We start from the raw sequence: 14,652 nt of genomic DNA, 5'->3' as shown, positions 1-14,652 counted from the left end.
TGGTCTGAAGCACAGTGTAAGGAAAAAGGAGAATTGGCCAAACGCCAGACAAACAAAAGGGCCATTCAATAATTGAATGACCCTTATAAATCCCGCAGAGCGGGTAATCGTGGCGTCCCCTAGGGGACTCGAACCCCTGTTACCGCCGTGAAAGGGCGGTGTCCTAGGCCACTAGACGAAGGGGACACAAACCCTTCTATACAACTGATCAGTGCTGAGATCTGATCGATTCAAGGCCGGTGTGGCCAGACCTTGAACTTGTAAAATTGGTGGAGCTTAGCGGGATCGAACCGCTGACCTCCTGCATGCCATGCAGGCGCTCTCCCAGCTGAGCTAAAGCCCCGGATTTTTCGCCTCGCGGCGGAGTGACATTTTGCAACATCACTTCTGTAAAACTGGCGTCCCCTAGGGGACTCGAACCCCTGTTACCGCCGTGAAAGGGCGGTGTCCTAGGCCACTAGACGAAGGGGACGCAAACCCTTCTATACAACTGATCAACGCTGAGTGTTGATCGCTTCGAAGCCGGTGTGGCCAGGCATCGAAGTGTAAATTGGTGGAGCTAGACGGGATCGAACCGTCGACCTCTTGCATGCCATGCAAGCGCTCTCCCAGCTGAGCTATAGCCCCTCATCGTTGATGTCATCGCTGAGGACGGGGCGAATCTTAAGGGCGTATCGGAGGGCTGTCAAACTTATTTTTAAAATATTTCAAAGTTTTTTGTCGGCATAACAATCACTTACCGCCCTCCCCCCGATAATCCGCTGGGAAAACGCCGAAGGCCAGAATCAAACGATCCCGGCCTTCGGCAGTTCCTGCAGAGTCAGACGCTCTTAAGCGATAGCGCCCAGCAGCTTTTCCCACTCTTTGTTTTCTTTCTTCGACACGCCGCCCAGCAGGTCAAGCGCCTGGCGCAGACGGTAACGGGTCAGGTCCGGCCCGAGGATTTCCATCGCATCGAGTACCGACACCGAACTGGCCTGCCCGGTGATCGCGGCAAACATCAGCGGCATCGCGTCGCGCAGTTTCAGCTCAAGGGATTCGACCACCGCTTGAATCGTCGCGGTGATGTTGTCCTTTTCCCACTGACGCAGGCTTTCAAGCTTCCACAGGATCAGTTGCATCAACTGGCGAACCTGGTCACCCGAGAGCTTTTTCGATTCGAATAACTTGGCATCCGGGTTGACGCCACCGGCGAAGAAGAACCCGCCCAGCGGTGCAACCTGGCTGAAGGTTTCGACGCGGCCCTGAACGTGCGGCGCGATCTTCATCATGTATTCGGAGTTGAATGCCCACTTCTGCACGCGGGCGGCGAACTCTTCCACCGGCAGATCGCGCAGCCATTGGCCGTTGAGCCACGACAGCTTCTCGATGTCGAAGATCGGTCCGCCGAGGGACACACGCTTGAGGTCGAAGTTGTCGACCATTTCCTGCAGCGAGAACTTCTCGCGCTCGTCCGGCATCGACCAGCCCATGCGCCCCAGGTAGTTGAGCATCGCTTCCGGCATAAAGCCCATGCGCTCGTAGAACGTTACCGATGTCGGGTTCTTGCGCTTGGACAGCTTGCTCTTGTCCGGGTTACGCAGCAGCGGCATGTAGCACAGCTCCGGTTGTTCCCAGCCGAAGTATTCGTAGAGCAGGATCAGTTTCGGCGCCGACGGCAGCCATTCTTCGCCGCGCAGTACGTGAGTGATGCCCATCAGGTGATCGTCGACAACGTTGGCGAGGAAGTACGTCGGCAGGCCGTCGGTCTTCATCAGCACTTGCATGTCCATGCGATCCCACGGGATCTCGACGTCGCCACGCAGCATGTCCGGCACGACGCAGACGCCTTCGCTCGGCACTTTCATGCGGATCACATGAGGTTCGCCGGCGGCCAGGCGTGCTGCCACTTCTTCCTTGGACAGCAGCAGCGCGCGGCCGTCGTAGCGTGGGGTTTCGCCGCGAGCCATTTGCTCGGCGCGCATCTGATCCAGCTCTTCAGCGGTGCAGAAGCACGGGAAAGCATGGCCCATGTCGACCAGTTGCTGGCAATACTTCTGATAGATCTCGCCGCGCTCGCTTTGACGGTATGGACCGTGCGGGCCGCCGACATCCGGGCCTTCGCTCCAGTCGATACCCAGCCAGCGCAGGGCGTCGAAGATCTGCTGTTCGGACTCGCGGGTCGAACGCAACTGGTCGGTGTCTTCGATCCGCAGGATGAACTCACCGCCATGCTGCTTGGCAAAGCAGTAGTTGAACAATGCGATGTAAGCGGTACCTACGTGGGGGTCCCCGGTAGGCGATGGCGCGATGCGAGTGCGGACGGTGGTCATGGCATGTCTCGAAAAGAATGAAAAGCAAAACAATCAAGCGGCGAATGGTAACAGGCGACACCCGCCCCGCTCCAGCGGGCAGGGCATTTAAGCCAGGTTTGTGTCTGTCAGGTCCGCTGGCCGCGATGAGGCCGGACAATTCACCGCACAATCACACAGCCAGAAGACGCTCGCGCAGCTTGGCAATTTCATCACGCATCTGCGCCGCCGCTTCAAACTCCAGGTCCCGAGCAAGCTGATACATCTTCTCTTCCAGCGCCCGAATACGCTTGGTGATCTCGCTCGGCGAGCGCAATTCGGCTTCGTACTTGGCGTTTTCCTCGGCAGCCTTGGCCATGCCCTTGCGCTTCTTGCTGCGCGAGCCGGGCACGGTGGCGCCTTCCATGATGTCGGCGACGTCCTTGAACACACCTTTCGGGGTGATGCCGTTTTCGAGGTTGAAGGCGATCTGCTTGTCACGGCGGCGCTCGGTTTCGCCAATCGCCCGTTCCATTGAACCGGTGATGCGATCGGCGTACAGAATCGCCCGGCCATTGAGGTTACGCGCGGCACGGCCGATGGTCTGGATCAGCGAGCGCTCGGAGCGCAGGAAACCTTCCTTGTCGGCATCGAGAATCGCCACCAGCGACACTTCCGGCATGTCCAGACCTTCGCGCAGCAGGTTGATCCCGACCAGCACATCGAAGGTGCCGAGGCGCAGGTCACGGATGATTTCAACCCGCTCGACGGTGTCGATATCCGAGTGCAGATAACGCACACGCACGCCGTGGTCGGCGAGGTAATCGGTCAAATCCTCCGACATGCGCTTGGTCAGCGTGGTGACCAAGACGCGTTCTTCCAGCGCCACACGCTTGGTGATTTCCGAGAGCAGATCATCCACCTGAGTCAACGCCGGACGGATTTCGATTTGCGGGTCCACCAGACCGGTCGGACGCACCAGTTGCTCGACAACGCGACCGGCGTGTTCCGCCTCGTAATTGCCCGGCGTGGCCGAGACAAAAATTGTTTGCGGGCTGATGCCTTCAAATTCGTCGAAACGCATAGGCCGGTTGTCCAGCGCCGATGGCAGACGAAAACCGTATTCCACCAAGGTTTCTTTACGCGAGCGGTCACCTTTATACATCGCGCCGACCTGCGGCACGCTGACGTGGGATTCGTCGATCACCAGCAAGGCATCGGCCGGAAGATAGTCGAACAAGGTCGGCGGCGCCTGACCGGAGTCGCGACCCGAGAGGTAACGCGAGTAGTTTTCGATGCCGTTGCAGTAGCCCAGTTCGAGAATCATCTCCAGATCGAAGCGGGTGCGCTGCTCCAGACGCTGGGCTTCCACCAGTTTGTTGTTGCTGCGCAAGTATTCGAGACGTTCCTGCAACTCGACCTTGATCCCCTCGATGGCACCCAGCAGGGTTTCGCGCGGCGTGACGTAGTGGCTTTTCGGGTAAAAAGTGAAGCGCGGCATCTTGCGGATGACTTCGCCGGTCAGCGGATCGAACGCGGAAATACTCTCGACCTCGTCATCGAACAATTCGATGCGGATGGCTTCCAGATCCGATTCCGCCGGGTAGATGTCGATCACATCGCCGCGTACGCGAAAGGTCGCGCGGGCAAAGTCCATATCATTGCGGGTGTATTGCAGATCGGCCAGACGCCGCAGCAGCGCACGCTGATCGAGTTTGTCGCCGCGATCGACGTGCAGCACCATCTTCAAATAGGTTTCCGGGCTACCGAGACCGTAGATGCACGACACCGTGGTAACGATGATCGCGTCCTTGCGCTCCAGCAGCGCTTTGGTCGCGGAAAGGCGCATCTGTTCGATGTGATCGTTGATCGACGCATCCTTCTCGATGAAGGTGTCGGACGATGGCACATACGCTTCGGGCTGGTAGTAGTCGTAGTAGGAAACAAAATACTCGACCGAGTTGTTCGGGAAAAACGCCTTGAACTCGCCGTACAGCTGCGCGGCCAGAGTCTTGTTCGGCGCCAGCACCAGAGTCGGGCGCTGAATTTGCGCGATGACATTGGCGATGCTGAAGGTCTTGCCCGAGCCGGTCACACCGAGCAGCGTCTGGTGCGCCAGCCCGGCTTCGATGCCCTCCACCAATTGGCGAATGGCTTCCGGCTGATCGCCGGCGGGCTCGAAGCGGGTGACTAGCTGGAATTCGGACATAAACACCTCTGGGGTCGCGGAGATCCAAGCAAAGCGGATCACCACGAGAAACACCGCAAACGACCGATGTCGCGCAAGAAAAAACCTGGATTGTGCTCAATGTGGTGTCGATTGCCTCAGCTTTCAAGGTAAACGTCCTACATCCGGTAAAGACTCTGACACGACCAATCGACTAACGGTCGAGAAATAATCGGAAAAACTTGCCCTAAAAGCCGATTCGCCTGTCGCCATTGCTCAGTGATGGCCTCTATACTAGCTCCCCGTTTGTGCACCGCTCTAGTGCATCCGGCTGGAGCGCGACACGTCCCTCCACACTCCATTCAGAGCCGCCGTAATAATGAGCCTGTTCTCCGCTGTCGAAATGGCACCCCGCGATCCAATCCTGGGCCTCAACGAAGCATTCAACGCCGATACCCGGACCACCAAGGTCAACCTGGGTGTAGGTGTTTACTGCAACGAAGAGGGGCGAATTCCACTTCTGCGCGCCGTGATCGAAGCCGAAACCGTTCGCGCTGCTCAACACGCTTCGCGCGGTTACCTGCCGATCGATGGCATCGCTGCCTACGACCAGGCCGTGCAAAAGCTGTTGTTCGGCAACGACTCGCCGCTGATCAGCGCCGGTCGCGTCATCACCACTCAGGCCGTCGGCGGGACTGGCGCACTGAAAATCGGTGCCGATTTCCTCAAGCAACTGCTGCCGAACGCTGTCGTGGCGATCAGCGACCCGAGCTGGGAAAACCACCGCGCGCTGTTCGAAACCGCCGGCTTTGCGGTGCAGAACTACCGTTACTACGACGCCGCCACCCACGATGTGAACCGTGCCGGCCTGCTCGAAGACCTTAACGCCCTGCCGAACGGCTCGATCGTTGTCCTGCACGCGTGCTGCCACAACCCGACTGGTGTCGACCTGACCCCGGCGGACTGGAACAACGTACTGCAAGTGGTCAAGGCCAAAGGGCACGTGCCGTTCCTCGACATGGCTTACCAGGGTTTCGGTGACGGCATCGACGAAGACGCCGCTGCTGTGCGCCTGTTCGCTGAGTCCGGCCTGACTTTCTTCGTGTCGAGCTCGTTCTCCAAGTCGTTCTCTCTGTACGGCGAGCGCGTTGGTGCTCTGTCGATCATCAGCGAATCGAAAGAAGAAAGCGCGCGCGTGCTGTCGCAAGTCAAACGCGTGATCCGCACCAACTACTCCAACCCGCCGACCCACGGTGCAAGCATCGTCGCTGCCGTGCTGAACAGCCCGGAACTGCGCGCTCAGTGGGAAGCGGAGCTGGCGGAAATGCGTCTGCGCATTCGCGGCATGCGCGAGCAAATGGTCGCCATGCTGGCAGAGAAAGCGCCACAGCGTGACTTCAGCTTCGTCGGCCGTCAGCGCGGCATGTTCTCCTACTCCGGCCTGACCACGGAGCAGGTTCACCGCCTGCGCAACGAGTTCGGCATCTACGCCCTGGACACCGGCCGCATCTGCGTGGCGGCGCTGAACCAGAGCAACATCAAGGCTGTGACGGATGCGATTGTTCAAGTCATCTGATTTCGCAGCGTGATGAAAAACGGGAAGCCTTGGGCTTCCCGTTTTTTATTTGTCCCGGAAACGTGTCCACACCCTCTAGACTGCACACACTCCTACAGATTTGTGTACACCCGAGATTTTTGAAGAGAACCCAAATGAAAAACGACAACCTGCGTGCCGACCGTGACGACCTGGATGACTTCATCCCCCGCGCCTCGGCCAAACGCGAAAAAAGCCTGGTACTGCAAGTCGCGGCCGGGGTCTTCCTCGGCGGTCTGGTGCTGTGGCTGGTGCAACTTGCAGCCACCGCGGCTTACGCCAAACTGATGCTCGGCACCATTACCTTCGGCAGTTAAGTCAGTTCAGTCGCGCGCTGGCTGGCGGCATCGTCATAGGCGACGTAGAGCGATTCGGCGATCTGGCTTTTGATCGCCTTGGTGCTTTCCAGGCCCAGGACAAAACCTTCGGCTTTGCCGCCGGCGCGGTTCAACTCTTCAGCGGTGCTGGCTTGAGTGATTGCGTCGAAGAGCTTTTCGGCGTGCGGGCCGACCCCTTTGGGCAGGCTGATCTGAGCGATGCTCATGCGAGCACCCCGCTGTTGCGAGATTTGATAGCTGGGCGATTCATGGCGCGTACCTTTTCGGCGAATGACCGGCAGCGCGTGTTACCACTTCCGGGCGGCCATGGTAGACCTCCGGCGCGGTTCTGGTAACCGTCAATCGCGGACAAACCACCGTCCGTCTCATCGAATCGCCTATTTTCACAACCGATGCTTGACTTCTCTTTTTGAATCAGTAACATACGCACCAATTCCGCAATAGCTCAGTTGGTAGAGCAAATGACTGTTAATCATTGGGTCCCTGGTTCGAGTCCAGGTTGTGGAGCCAAATAGCAAAGCCCCTGAATCGAAAGATTCAGGGGCTTTTTTGTGGACGGTCGAAAAACCGGCGCAATAAAAAGGGCCGATCAGTCTCGCAACTGATCGGCCCTTTTCTATTCAGACACAGCGGTCAGACATGCTCGCTGCTTTTAGTCTGCACCTTCGGCGCACCGTGCCCATGATCATGCTCCGCATCAGGTTCAATCACCGGCACTTCTTTGCCATCGCAGTCATGCAGCTTGCCGTCGCTGAAGTAATCGCCTTCACGCAGCGCTGCCAGATCGCGAAAACGCAGGGTTCGCTCTTCCGCTGCCGCAAACACCGACTGCTGGTCCGAGTTACCGGTGGTGAAGTGGTTGAACGCCAGGTTGAGCAGGATCGCCATGATCGCCGACGAACTGATGCCCGAATGGAAAATGGTCGCGAACCAGCTCGGGAAGTGATCGTAGAAGTTCGGCGCAGCAATCGGGATCATGCCGAAACCGATCGAAGTGGCGACGATGATCAGGTTGACGTTGTTGCGGTAATCAACCTTCGACAGGGTACGAATACCGCTCGCTGCCACGGTGCCGAACAGCACGATACCGGCGCCGCCGAGTACCGAAGTCGGCACCGCCGCGATCACCCGGCCCATGAACGGCAGCAGGCCGAGAATCACCAGAAACAGACCGCCAGTGGCCACCACAAAACGGCTCTTGATCCCGGTTACCGCCACCAGCCCGACGTTCTGGGCGAAAGCGCTTTGGGTGAACGAGCCAAAGATCGGCGCAAACATACTCGACAGCATGTCCGCACGCAGACCATTGCCCAGCCGTTTTGAGTCAACCTTGGTGCCGATGATTTCGCCGACGGCCAAAATGTCCGCCGAGGTTTCCACCAGCGTCACCATGACCACGATGCACATCGACAGGATCGCGGCGAAGTGGAACGTCGGCATGCCGAAGTGAAACGGCGTCGGGAAGCCGAACATCGGGCCGGTGGTGACGCTGGAAAAATCCGCCATGCCGAGGAACACCGCCAGCACGGTACCGATCACCATGGCTAACAGGATCGACAGACGCGAGATGGTCGAGCTGCCGACCTTGCTCAGCAGCAACACCAGTACCAGCGTAACCGCCGCCAGACCGATGTTCTGCATGCTGCCGAAGTCCGGCGCATGGCTGTTACCGCCCATGGCCCAACGCGCGGCCACCGGCATCAGCGTCAAACCGATGGTCGTGATGACGATGCCTGTCACCAACGGTGGGAAGAACTTGGTGATTCGCGAAAACACCGGGGTAATCAACAGCCCGATCAGCGAGGCCGCTATCACCGCGCCAAGCACCGACTGGAAGCCGCCCTCCCCGCCACTGCTGACGATCGCCACCATGGTCGCAACGCCGGAGAACGACACGCCCTGCACCAGCGGCAACTGACAGCCAAAAAACGGCAGACCCAGGGTTTGCAGCAACGTCGCCAGCCCCCCCGCAAACAATGAAGCAGCAATCAACAAACCAATGTCCGCCGGCGACAGCCCGGCCGCCTGACCGATGATCAGTGGTACCGCGACGATACCGCCATACATGGTCAGAACATGTTGCAGGCCGTAAGCCATATTCGCGCCGACCCCGAGATTTTCGTCCTCGGGCCGTTGGTGTGAAACATGGGGCGTTTTCATGGTTGGGGGGTTCCCTGGTTTTTGTTATGCGCACACTGTATTCAATACTCGTGACAAATGTCCATAGAGCTGTATACAACTTGTCAGTCATATAATGGATAGGTAGCCACCCAACCTTCTATTCCGCTGCTTGCATCCCCCACAAATCCGGCAACACATGCCCCGCTGCCCCCTCCACCATCCCCCACTAGGCTGAAGTGTTCACGGCGACCGACGGTGTGGTTGCACTCTTTTTTATACATATAAAGTATGCATAATGAAGTCATTCACTATTCAGTACGACAAAAGCAAGAACGCAGCCAACAAACTCAAGCACAGAGGCGTGAGCCTTGCCGAGACCGAAGCGGTTTTTCAAGACGAACGAGCACTGACGATTGAGGACAACGACCATGACGAACAACGCTGGATCACCTCGGCCTCGACGCCAAGGGACGTTTACTGGTGGTTGCGTACAGTTACCGCGAAGCGAATGTCATACGAATCATTTCTGCGCGTGTCGCCACACCGAGCGAACGTTGCGAGTATTTTCTGGAGGATTGACCGATGAAAGACGAATACGACTTCTCTCAGGGCAAACGTGGCGCAGTGGTGTCCACCAAGGGCAAAACCCGCATCACCATCATGCTCGACGATGCAGTTATCGAGGCCGCGCGCACCGTGGCGGAAAACGAAGGGTTTGGTTATCAGACGGTGATCAATAACACCCTTCGCCATGCCTTGCTCAACGGCGCAGACAGTCAGGGCCAGACCGAGTCTGACCACAGCGGGCAGTTCAAGAAAGGTATTACCGCCGCCGACCTCAAGAGTCTTGAGAAAAAGCTGTCGGCGGCCGTCGGGGAGATTCGTCGGGTACTGGAGCCGGATGCGAAGCCCTAGGCTTCAGGCGCGACAATCATCCGCCCCAGCGCATGGCGCAGGTGCGGTTGTTCGGGCAGGCGAAGATCAAATTCCTGCTCCAGCAATTCAATCAGCTCATCAACGTCGGTCACTTCGCGCCGTTCGCTATCGGCGCCCATGCGATGGACGGCGAAGTTGCCGTTGTTCAACGTCTTGCGCCAGCCATTACCCGTGCGCGCGACCATCAGCCGATTGGCGAACGGTGATTGCGGATGGGTCGAGACGTACCAGTTGCCGATGGTGAAATCGATGTCCTCCTGGCGCTGTAGATCGAACAGGTACATCGACCGCCATTCTCCCGCGACGTTGGCGCGCAGCATGTAACCATCGTTCTGTTTTTCGATGCGATACGGTTCGTGTGGAGTGGCTTGCTCAGCCTCGGTGTCGAGGATCAGCGGTGCAGTCGGCACCATGCCACCGAAGCCGACATCAGTGATGTAACGCACGCCGTCGAGTGTCACCAGACTCAAGCGGTGCGCGCGCGCGGTCCAGGTGCCCTCGGGCTGATTCATCACTACTCGCCCACTGATCGCCCGAACGTCGAAGCCCAATTCAGACAACAGCGCAAAAAACAGGTGATTGAGCTCGTAGCAGTAACCGCCTCGGCCATCGTGCAGGACTTTCTGTTCAATTGACGCAAGATCGATCATTACCGGTGCACCGGTAATCGTCGCGAGGTTTTCGAAGGGGAAGACGCCGGTGTGACGCAACTGCAGCTGACGCAAGGTTTCCAGCGTCGGCGCCGGCGGTGCATCGAAACCCAGGCGTTGCAGATAAAGCTTCAAACTCGTCAGGCGTGGCTCACTCATTGCTCAGTCCTTTTGCATGGGGCCGCAGGTCACTGCGTTGATGGTCGCCATGTATACGGGATCGGGCACTGATTTCGACAATTGATTTCACCAATCGCCTCTAGCGTTTCTTGCGTGAACCAATACGAATCCACGTCGGCGCATGGTCACTGGCATGCGGTTCGTTGCGCACCCAGGCGTCTACACCGGCCTCGTGCAGATAAGGACTCAGCGCCGGGTTGAGCAGCAGATGGTCGATGCGCAAACCCGAGTTGGTTTGCCAGTGGTTGCGAAAATAATCCCAGAAGGTGTAGAGGCGATCGTCCGGGTAGAGATGCCGCAGCGAATCGGTCCAGCCCTGGTCAAGCAAGCGCTGATAACACTCGCGACTCTCGGGCTGCAGCAACGCATCCTTGAGCCATGAGCGGGTGTTGTAGATGTCCATGTCCGTGGGCACGACGTTGTAGTCGCCGGCCAGCACCACGGGGTGATCGCTGCCTTGCAGATCCTCCGCGTAACTGATCAGCCGCTCGAACCAGGCCAATTTGTAATCGAACTTCGGCCCCGGTTGCGGGTTGCCGTTGGGCAGATACAGACAACCGACCAGCACGCCATGTACGGCGGCTTCCAGATAACGGCTGTGCTTGTCTTCGGGATCGCCCGGCAAGCCTCGGCGGCTTTCCAGCGGTTGCGCATCACGGGCGAGAATCGCCACGCCGTTCCAGGCAGCCTGTCCCTGCCAGATTGCGCCATAACCGGCCGCTTCCAGCTCGGCGGCGGGAAACGCACTGTCGAGCGATTTCAGTTCTTGCAGGCAAACAATGTCCGGTTGCTCGCGCTTGAGCCAATCAAGCAGGTTGGGCAACCGTGTGCGCAGGCCGTTGACGTTGAACGTGGCGATCCGCAGGTTTTTCATCGTCCGGGCTCCTGCCGGTAGGGATAGAAATAGTGACCCTGCGGCCACCGCACTGGTTGCATCGGATCGTCTCGCTGCGGCGTAATAGGCGCTCGTCATTCGCCCGCACTGCCGAGACCAGAATTCCATGCAAACCAAGCTTGAAGGCCAGCGCATCCTTCTGCGCCCGCTTCAGTACAGCGACGCCGCCGACCTGCTCCAAGCCGCCGCCGACGGCGAGTTGTGGAACCTCACCGTCACCGTCGTGCCCTCGGCGACCACCGTCGATAGCTACCTGAAAAAAGCCCTTGATGGCCGCGAGGCCGGGACGGTGATGCCGTTTGTCATCGTGCTGAAGGACAGCGGCGAGGTGATCGGCTCTACCCGTTTCTGGAAGATCGACGCGCTCAACCGCAAACTGGAAATCGGCAGCAGCTGGATCTCGGCGAGCTGGCAGAAATCCTTCGTCAACACCGAAGCCAAATACCTGATGTTGCGTCACGCCTTCGACGTGCTGAACTGCGTGCGCGTGCAGTTCACCACCGACGAGAACAACCAGAAATCACGCCATGCGATCCTGCGCCTCGGTGCGCAGCAGGAAGGCATCGTCCGCCACGAACGGATCATGCCGGACGGGCGCAAGCGCAACTCGGTGCGTTTCAGCATCATCGACGACGAGTGGCCGCAAGTGCGCTTGAACCTGGAGCAGAAACTCGCCAGCTACGAGTAACGCAGGATCACTCAGGCGCGATTGCGCAGCCATTGCAAAAAGCCTTTCTTCGGCACGACCACCGGCTCGTCCTGAGTCAGGGTCTGGGCTTTGTGCAGCCGGTAATCAAGCAAGGTTTTCATGGCATCGCTGATATCGTGACGGGCATCCAGGCACGGCTTCAGATAGGTCTTTTCGATGCGGTACAAAGCGCAGAAGGTCTTTGCGGTAAACGTGGCGGGCACCGACGAATCGGAAAGAATGCCGGCCTCGCCGATCACTTCGCCCGGCCCCATGCGTCCGGACTCGAACGGTGCGCCATGGCGCATCAGTGCCACCGTAACCACGCCGGACTCAATGATGAACAGGTGGTCGCTGACCTCCCCTGCCCCCAGAATCTGCTCGCCGGCGCGGAAGGTTTGCAGGGTCATGTTCTGGCTGAAGGTGTCTTTCTCTTCCTGACGCAGGGTCGAGAAAATCGGCGAGCTGTCGAGCAATGCCCGTGGCCGCGAGAGATTGCCCGCCACGACAGGTTCGACGCTCGACAGCAGATTGACCCCGGATGCCTGCAAGTGCCGATACGCTAGATCGAACAACTGATTGCGCACCACACGCTTTTCGCCCATCGACGCGACGAAACCACTGATCTCGTACTCCGAACCGCTGCTGCCAGAATTTTTCAACGCCACACTCGGCGCCGGTGTTTCCAGTAATTGCCGGCAGCCTTGCATCGCCCGCTCCAGCGCATCAATCACCGAACTGGGTCGCGCAAGCGGGCTGACTTGCACACTGACCGAGACGCCGAACATGTTGCTCGGCCGACTGAAGTTGATGATCTTGGCCTTGGCCGCCAGCGAGTTGGGAATGACCGCCATGCTGCCCTGGCTGGTTTGCAGACGCGTGGCGCGCCAATCGATATCGGTGACCCGGCCTTCGGTGCCGTCGATGGAGATCCAGTCATCCAGTTGATAAGGCTTGGTGGTATTGAGCACGATCCCGGAAAACACGTCACTCAATGTGCTCTGCAAGGCCAGACCGACGATGATCGCCAAAGCGCCGGACGTCGCCAGCACGCCTTTGACCGGCAGATCCAGTACGTAGGCCAGCGCCGCAATGATTGCGATCAGGAAAATCACCGCACCCAGCAAATCCTGCAGCAACCGCCCGGTGTGCCCGACACGCTGCATCATCACTGCGCCGATCAACACCGTCAGGGTGCGTGCGCCGAACAGCCACCAACCAATCTGCAAACCGGTCGCCGCCAGATGCAGCGGCACGTTATCGACCCATGGCGCGGGCTCCATCGGGTTGAGGCCTTCGTTGAACAGCAGGACGCTGAATAACGTGAATATCAGTACTCGCACCAGCAGTTTCCACTCGCTGCCATGGGAACTGATCAGACGCCACAGACCGAGATCGAGCAGGATCAGGATCAACGCGCAAAACAAAGGGTGTTCGCTCAGCAGAGACAGCATCAAACAACTCCGACGGGGGCCAATCGCGAGAAGATCGCACAGATTGGGGACAGTGTAGGAGTAATTGATTTCAGAGAACGAACACCCGCCAAAAAACACCGCAAAACCCAATGTAGGAGCAGCCTGCGGCAGCTCCTACAGGGTGAGTGTCAGCCGTGCATCCGGCCAAAGCGTCCGGACTGGAAGTCGGCGAAGGCCTGATGGATTTCCTGCTCGGTGTTCATCACGAACGGGCCGTGACCGACGATTGGCTCGTCGATCGGCTCGCCGCTGAGCAGCAACACCACCGCATCCTGGCTGGCTTCGAGGGTGAGTTGCTGGCCATCGCGTTCGAACAACACCAGTTGCCCTTGCTGCGCCGATTCCTGTCCATTGATCTGCACCGAGCCTTTAAGCACAACCAGCGCCGTATTGCGGCCATCGTGCAGATCCAGCGTCAGCAACTTGCCAGCGTTCAGGCGCAGATCCCACACATCGATTGGCGTGAAGGTGCGCGACGGCCCCTTGTGACCGTCGAACTCACCGGCGATCAGACGCAAGCTGCCGGCGTCGTTCGTGAGCGCGATGCTCGGGATTTCGCTGTCCAGAATGGTCTGGTAGCCCGGCTCGGCCATCTTGTCCTTGGCCGGCAGGTTGACCCACAGCTGAACCATTTCCAGTTTGCCGCCGGTTTTGGCGAAGTTTTCCGAATGGAACTCTTCATGCAGGATCCCGGAAGCCGCCGTCATCCATTGCACATCGCCCGGGCCGATAGTGCCCCCACTGCCGGTGGAGTCGCGATGCTGCACTTCACCGTCGTAAACAATCGTCACGGTTTCGAAACCACGGTGTGGATGCTGACCAACGCCACGTCGTTCGGTGGTCGGGGTGAATTCGGCAGGCCCTGCGTGATCGAGCAGCAGGAACGGGCTGATGTGTTTGCCCAGGTTGTCGTAGGAAAACAGTGTCCGCACCGGGAACCCATCGCCGACCCAATGGCCGCGCGGGCTGGTGTAGATACCGATGATGTTTTTCATGGTGGGCTCCAATTGGGTAAGTGACGCAATGGATTGAGCTTAAATCCATGACTATTAATGCACTAGACGGCAAAAATCGGCTTCATTGTTCTATCTGAAGAACAGTGAGCTCGTGGACAGATTCAAAACCGAGGCGCCGCCATCGCGGGCAAGCCCGGTTCCCACAGGGATCTCCAGTGAACTCAGATTGTGCGAACACCAGAGAAACCTGTGGGAGCGGGCTTGCCCGCGAAGAGGCCAGCCAGACAACACAATTCCCGCAAAAGATTCATGCCCTGTGATCAAAAGTGCTTTGCCACACCAACGGTTTTTCTCACGGATGCAGACGCGGATACTCCTGCCC

General features: G+C 58.6%; 12 protein-coding genes, 5 tRNA genes and 1 pseudogene. 6 read left to right on the top strand and 12 right to left on the bottom strand.

Going from position 1 to position 14,652, the window contains the following annotated elements; translation table 11 throughout:
• Positions 1–110: 110 nt before the first annotated feature.
• The 6 genes from ACA043_RS10105 to uvrB form a co-directional block, all read right to left on the bottom strand.
• Positions 111–186 (bottom strand) — tRNA-Glu (locus tag ACA043_RS10105).
• 81 nt (positions 187–267) lie between these two features.
• Positions 268–343: transfer RNA gene (locus tag ACA043_RS10100), tRNA-Ala, on the bottom strand.
• Positions 344–396: 53 nt separating this feature from the next.
• Positions 397–472: transfer RNA gene (locus ACA043_RS10095), tRNA-Glu, on the bottom strand.
• A gap of 79 nt (positions 473–551) precedes the next feature.
• Positions 552–627: transfer RNA gene (locus tag ACA043_RS10090), tRNA-Ala, on the bottom strand.
• A 203-nt stretch (positions 628–830) separates the two neighbouring features.
• Complete coding sequence (gene gltX / locus ACA043_RS10085) at positions 831–2,312, bottom strand: glutamate--tRNA ligase (RefSeq protein ID WP_489878722.1); 1,482 nt, start codon at positions 2,310–2,312, stop codon at positions 831–833.
• 151 nt (positions 2,313–2,463) lie between these two features.
• Positions 2,464–4,479 carry an excinuclease ABC subunit UvrB gene (gene uvrB, locus ACA043_RS10080; RefSeq protein WP_401265658.1) on the bottom strand — a complete coding sequence of 672 codons (2,016 nt, stop codon included), beginning with the start codon at positions 4,477–4,479 and terminating at the stop codon, positions 2,464–2,466.
• 337 nt (positions 4,480–4,816) lie between these two features.
• On the opposite strand from uvrB, the gene ACA043_RS10075 reads away from it, so the two are divergent.
• Together ACA043_RS10075 and ACA043_RS10070 are read left to right on the top strand one after the other, a co-directional pair.
• Positions 4,817–6,013: an amino acid aminotransferase gene (locus tag ACA043_RS10075; protein ID WP_497659104.1), complete on the top strand. Its 1,197-nt coding sequence runs from the start codon at positions 4,817–4,819 to the stop codon at positions 6,011–6,013.
• Positions 6,014–6,147: 134 nt separating this feature from the next.
• Entirely contained in the window at positions 6,148–6,348 is a 201-nt protein-coding gene (locus tag ACA043_RS10070) for a hypothetical protein (RefSeq protein ID WP_053118898.1), read from the top strand.
• Here the strand turns inward: ACA043_RS10070 and ACA043_RS10065 are convergent.
• Positions 6,345–6,575: a hypothetical protein gene (locus ACA043_RS10065; protein WP_150650998.1), complete on the bottom strand. Its 231-nt coding sequence runs from the start codon at positions 6,573–6,575 to the stop codon at positions 6,345–6,347. The genes ACA043_RS10070 and ACA043_RS10065 overlap by 4 nt on opposite strands.
• Positions 6,576–6,803: 228 nt before the next feature.
• On the opposite strand from ACA043_RS10065, the gene ACA043_RS10060 reads away from it, so the two are divergent.
• Positions 6,804–6,879, top strand: a tRNA-Asn gene (locus ACA043_RS10060).
• Between the two features lie 123 nt (positions 6,880–7,002).
• On the opposite strand, the gene ACA043_RS10055 is transcribed toward ACA043_RS10060, so the two are convergent.
• Positions 7,003–8,529: a nucleobase:cation symporter-2 family protein gene (locus tag ACA043_RS10055; protein ID WP_401265654.1), complete on the bottom strand. Its 1,527-nt coding sequence runs from the start codon at positions 8,527–8,529 to the stop codon at positions 7,003–7,005.
• Positions 8,530–8,785: 256 nt separating this feature from the next.
• Here ACA043_RS10055 and ACA043_RS10050 point away from each other — a divergent pair.
• Both ACA043_RS10050 and ACA043_RS10045 read left to right on the top strand, forming a co-directional pair.
• Positions 8,786–9,069, top strand: a pseudogene (locus ACA043_RS10050) (BrnT family toxin).
• Positions 9,070–9,072: 3 nt separating this feature from the next.
• The gene (locus ACA043_RS10045) at positions 9,073–9,405 is read left to right on the top strand and encodes a BrnA antitoxin family protein (protein WP_497659103.1); all 333 of its coding nucleotides are present in this window, start codon (positions 9,073–9,075) and stop codon (positions 9,403–9,405) included.
• Here the strand turns inward: ACA043_RS10045 and ACA043_RS10040 are convergent.
• Both ACA043_RS10040 and ACA043_RS10035 read right to left on the bottom strand, forming a co-directional pair.
• Positions 9,402–10,235: an arylamine N-acetyltransferase family protein gene (locus tag ACA043_RS10040; protein ID WP_497659102.1), complete on the bottom strand. Its 834-nt coding sequence runs from the start codon at positions 10,233–10,235 to the stop codon at positions 9,402–9,404. The genes ACA043_RS10045 and ACA043_RS10040 overlap by 4 nt on opposite strands.
• Positions 10,236–10,335: 100 nt before the next feature.
• Positions 10,336–11,130: an exodeoxyribonuclease III gene (locus ACA043_RS10035; RefSeq protein WP_497659101.1), complete on the bottom strand. Its 795-nt coding sequence runs from the start codon at positions 11,128–11,130 to the stop codon at positions 10,336–10,338.
• Between the two features lie 127 nt (positions 11,131–11,257).
• Here ACA043_RS10035 and ACA043_RS10030 point away from each other — a divergent pair, with 127 nt between their 5' ends.
• Positions 11,258–11,839 (top strand): GNAT family N-acetyltransferase, encoded by a 582-nt coding sequence (locus tag ACA043_RS10030; protein ID WP_497617314.1) that lies wholly within the window; start codon positions 11,258–11,260, stop codon positions 11,837–11,839.
• Between the two features lie 11 nt (positions 11,840–11,850).
• Here ACA043_RS10030 and ACA043_RS10025 read toward each other — a convergent pair whose 3' ends face one another.
• Together ACA043_RS10025 and ACA043_RS10020 are read right to left on the bottom strand one after the other, a co-directional pair.
• Positions 11,851–13,293: a mechanosensitive ion channel domain-containing protein gene (locus ACA043_RS10025; protein ID WP_497659100.1), complete on the bottom strand. Its 1,443-nt coding sequence runs from the start codon at positions 13,291–13,293 to the stop codon at positions 11,851–11,853.
• 149 nt (positions 13,294–13,442) lie between these two features.
• The gene (locus tag ACA043_RS10020; protein WP_489878715.1) at positions 13,443–14,309 is read right to left on the bottom strand and encodes a pirin family protein; all 867 of its coding nucleotides are present in this window, start codon (positions 14,307–14,309) and stop codon (positions 13,443–13,445) included.
• Between the last annotated feature and the right edge of the window lie 343 nt (positions 14,310–14,652).

The organism is Pseudomonas sp. LBUM1648 (assembly GCF_059716145.1).
This window is presented reverse-complemented; position numbering and strand designations above follow the sequence as displayed.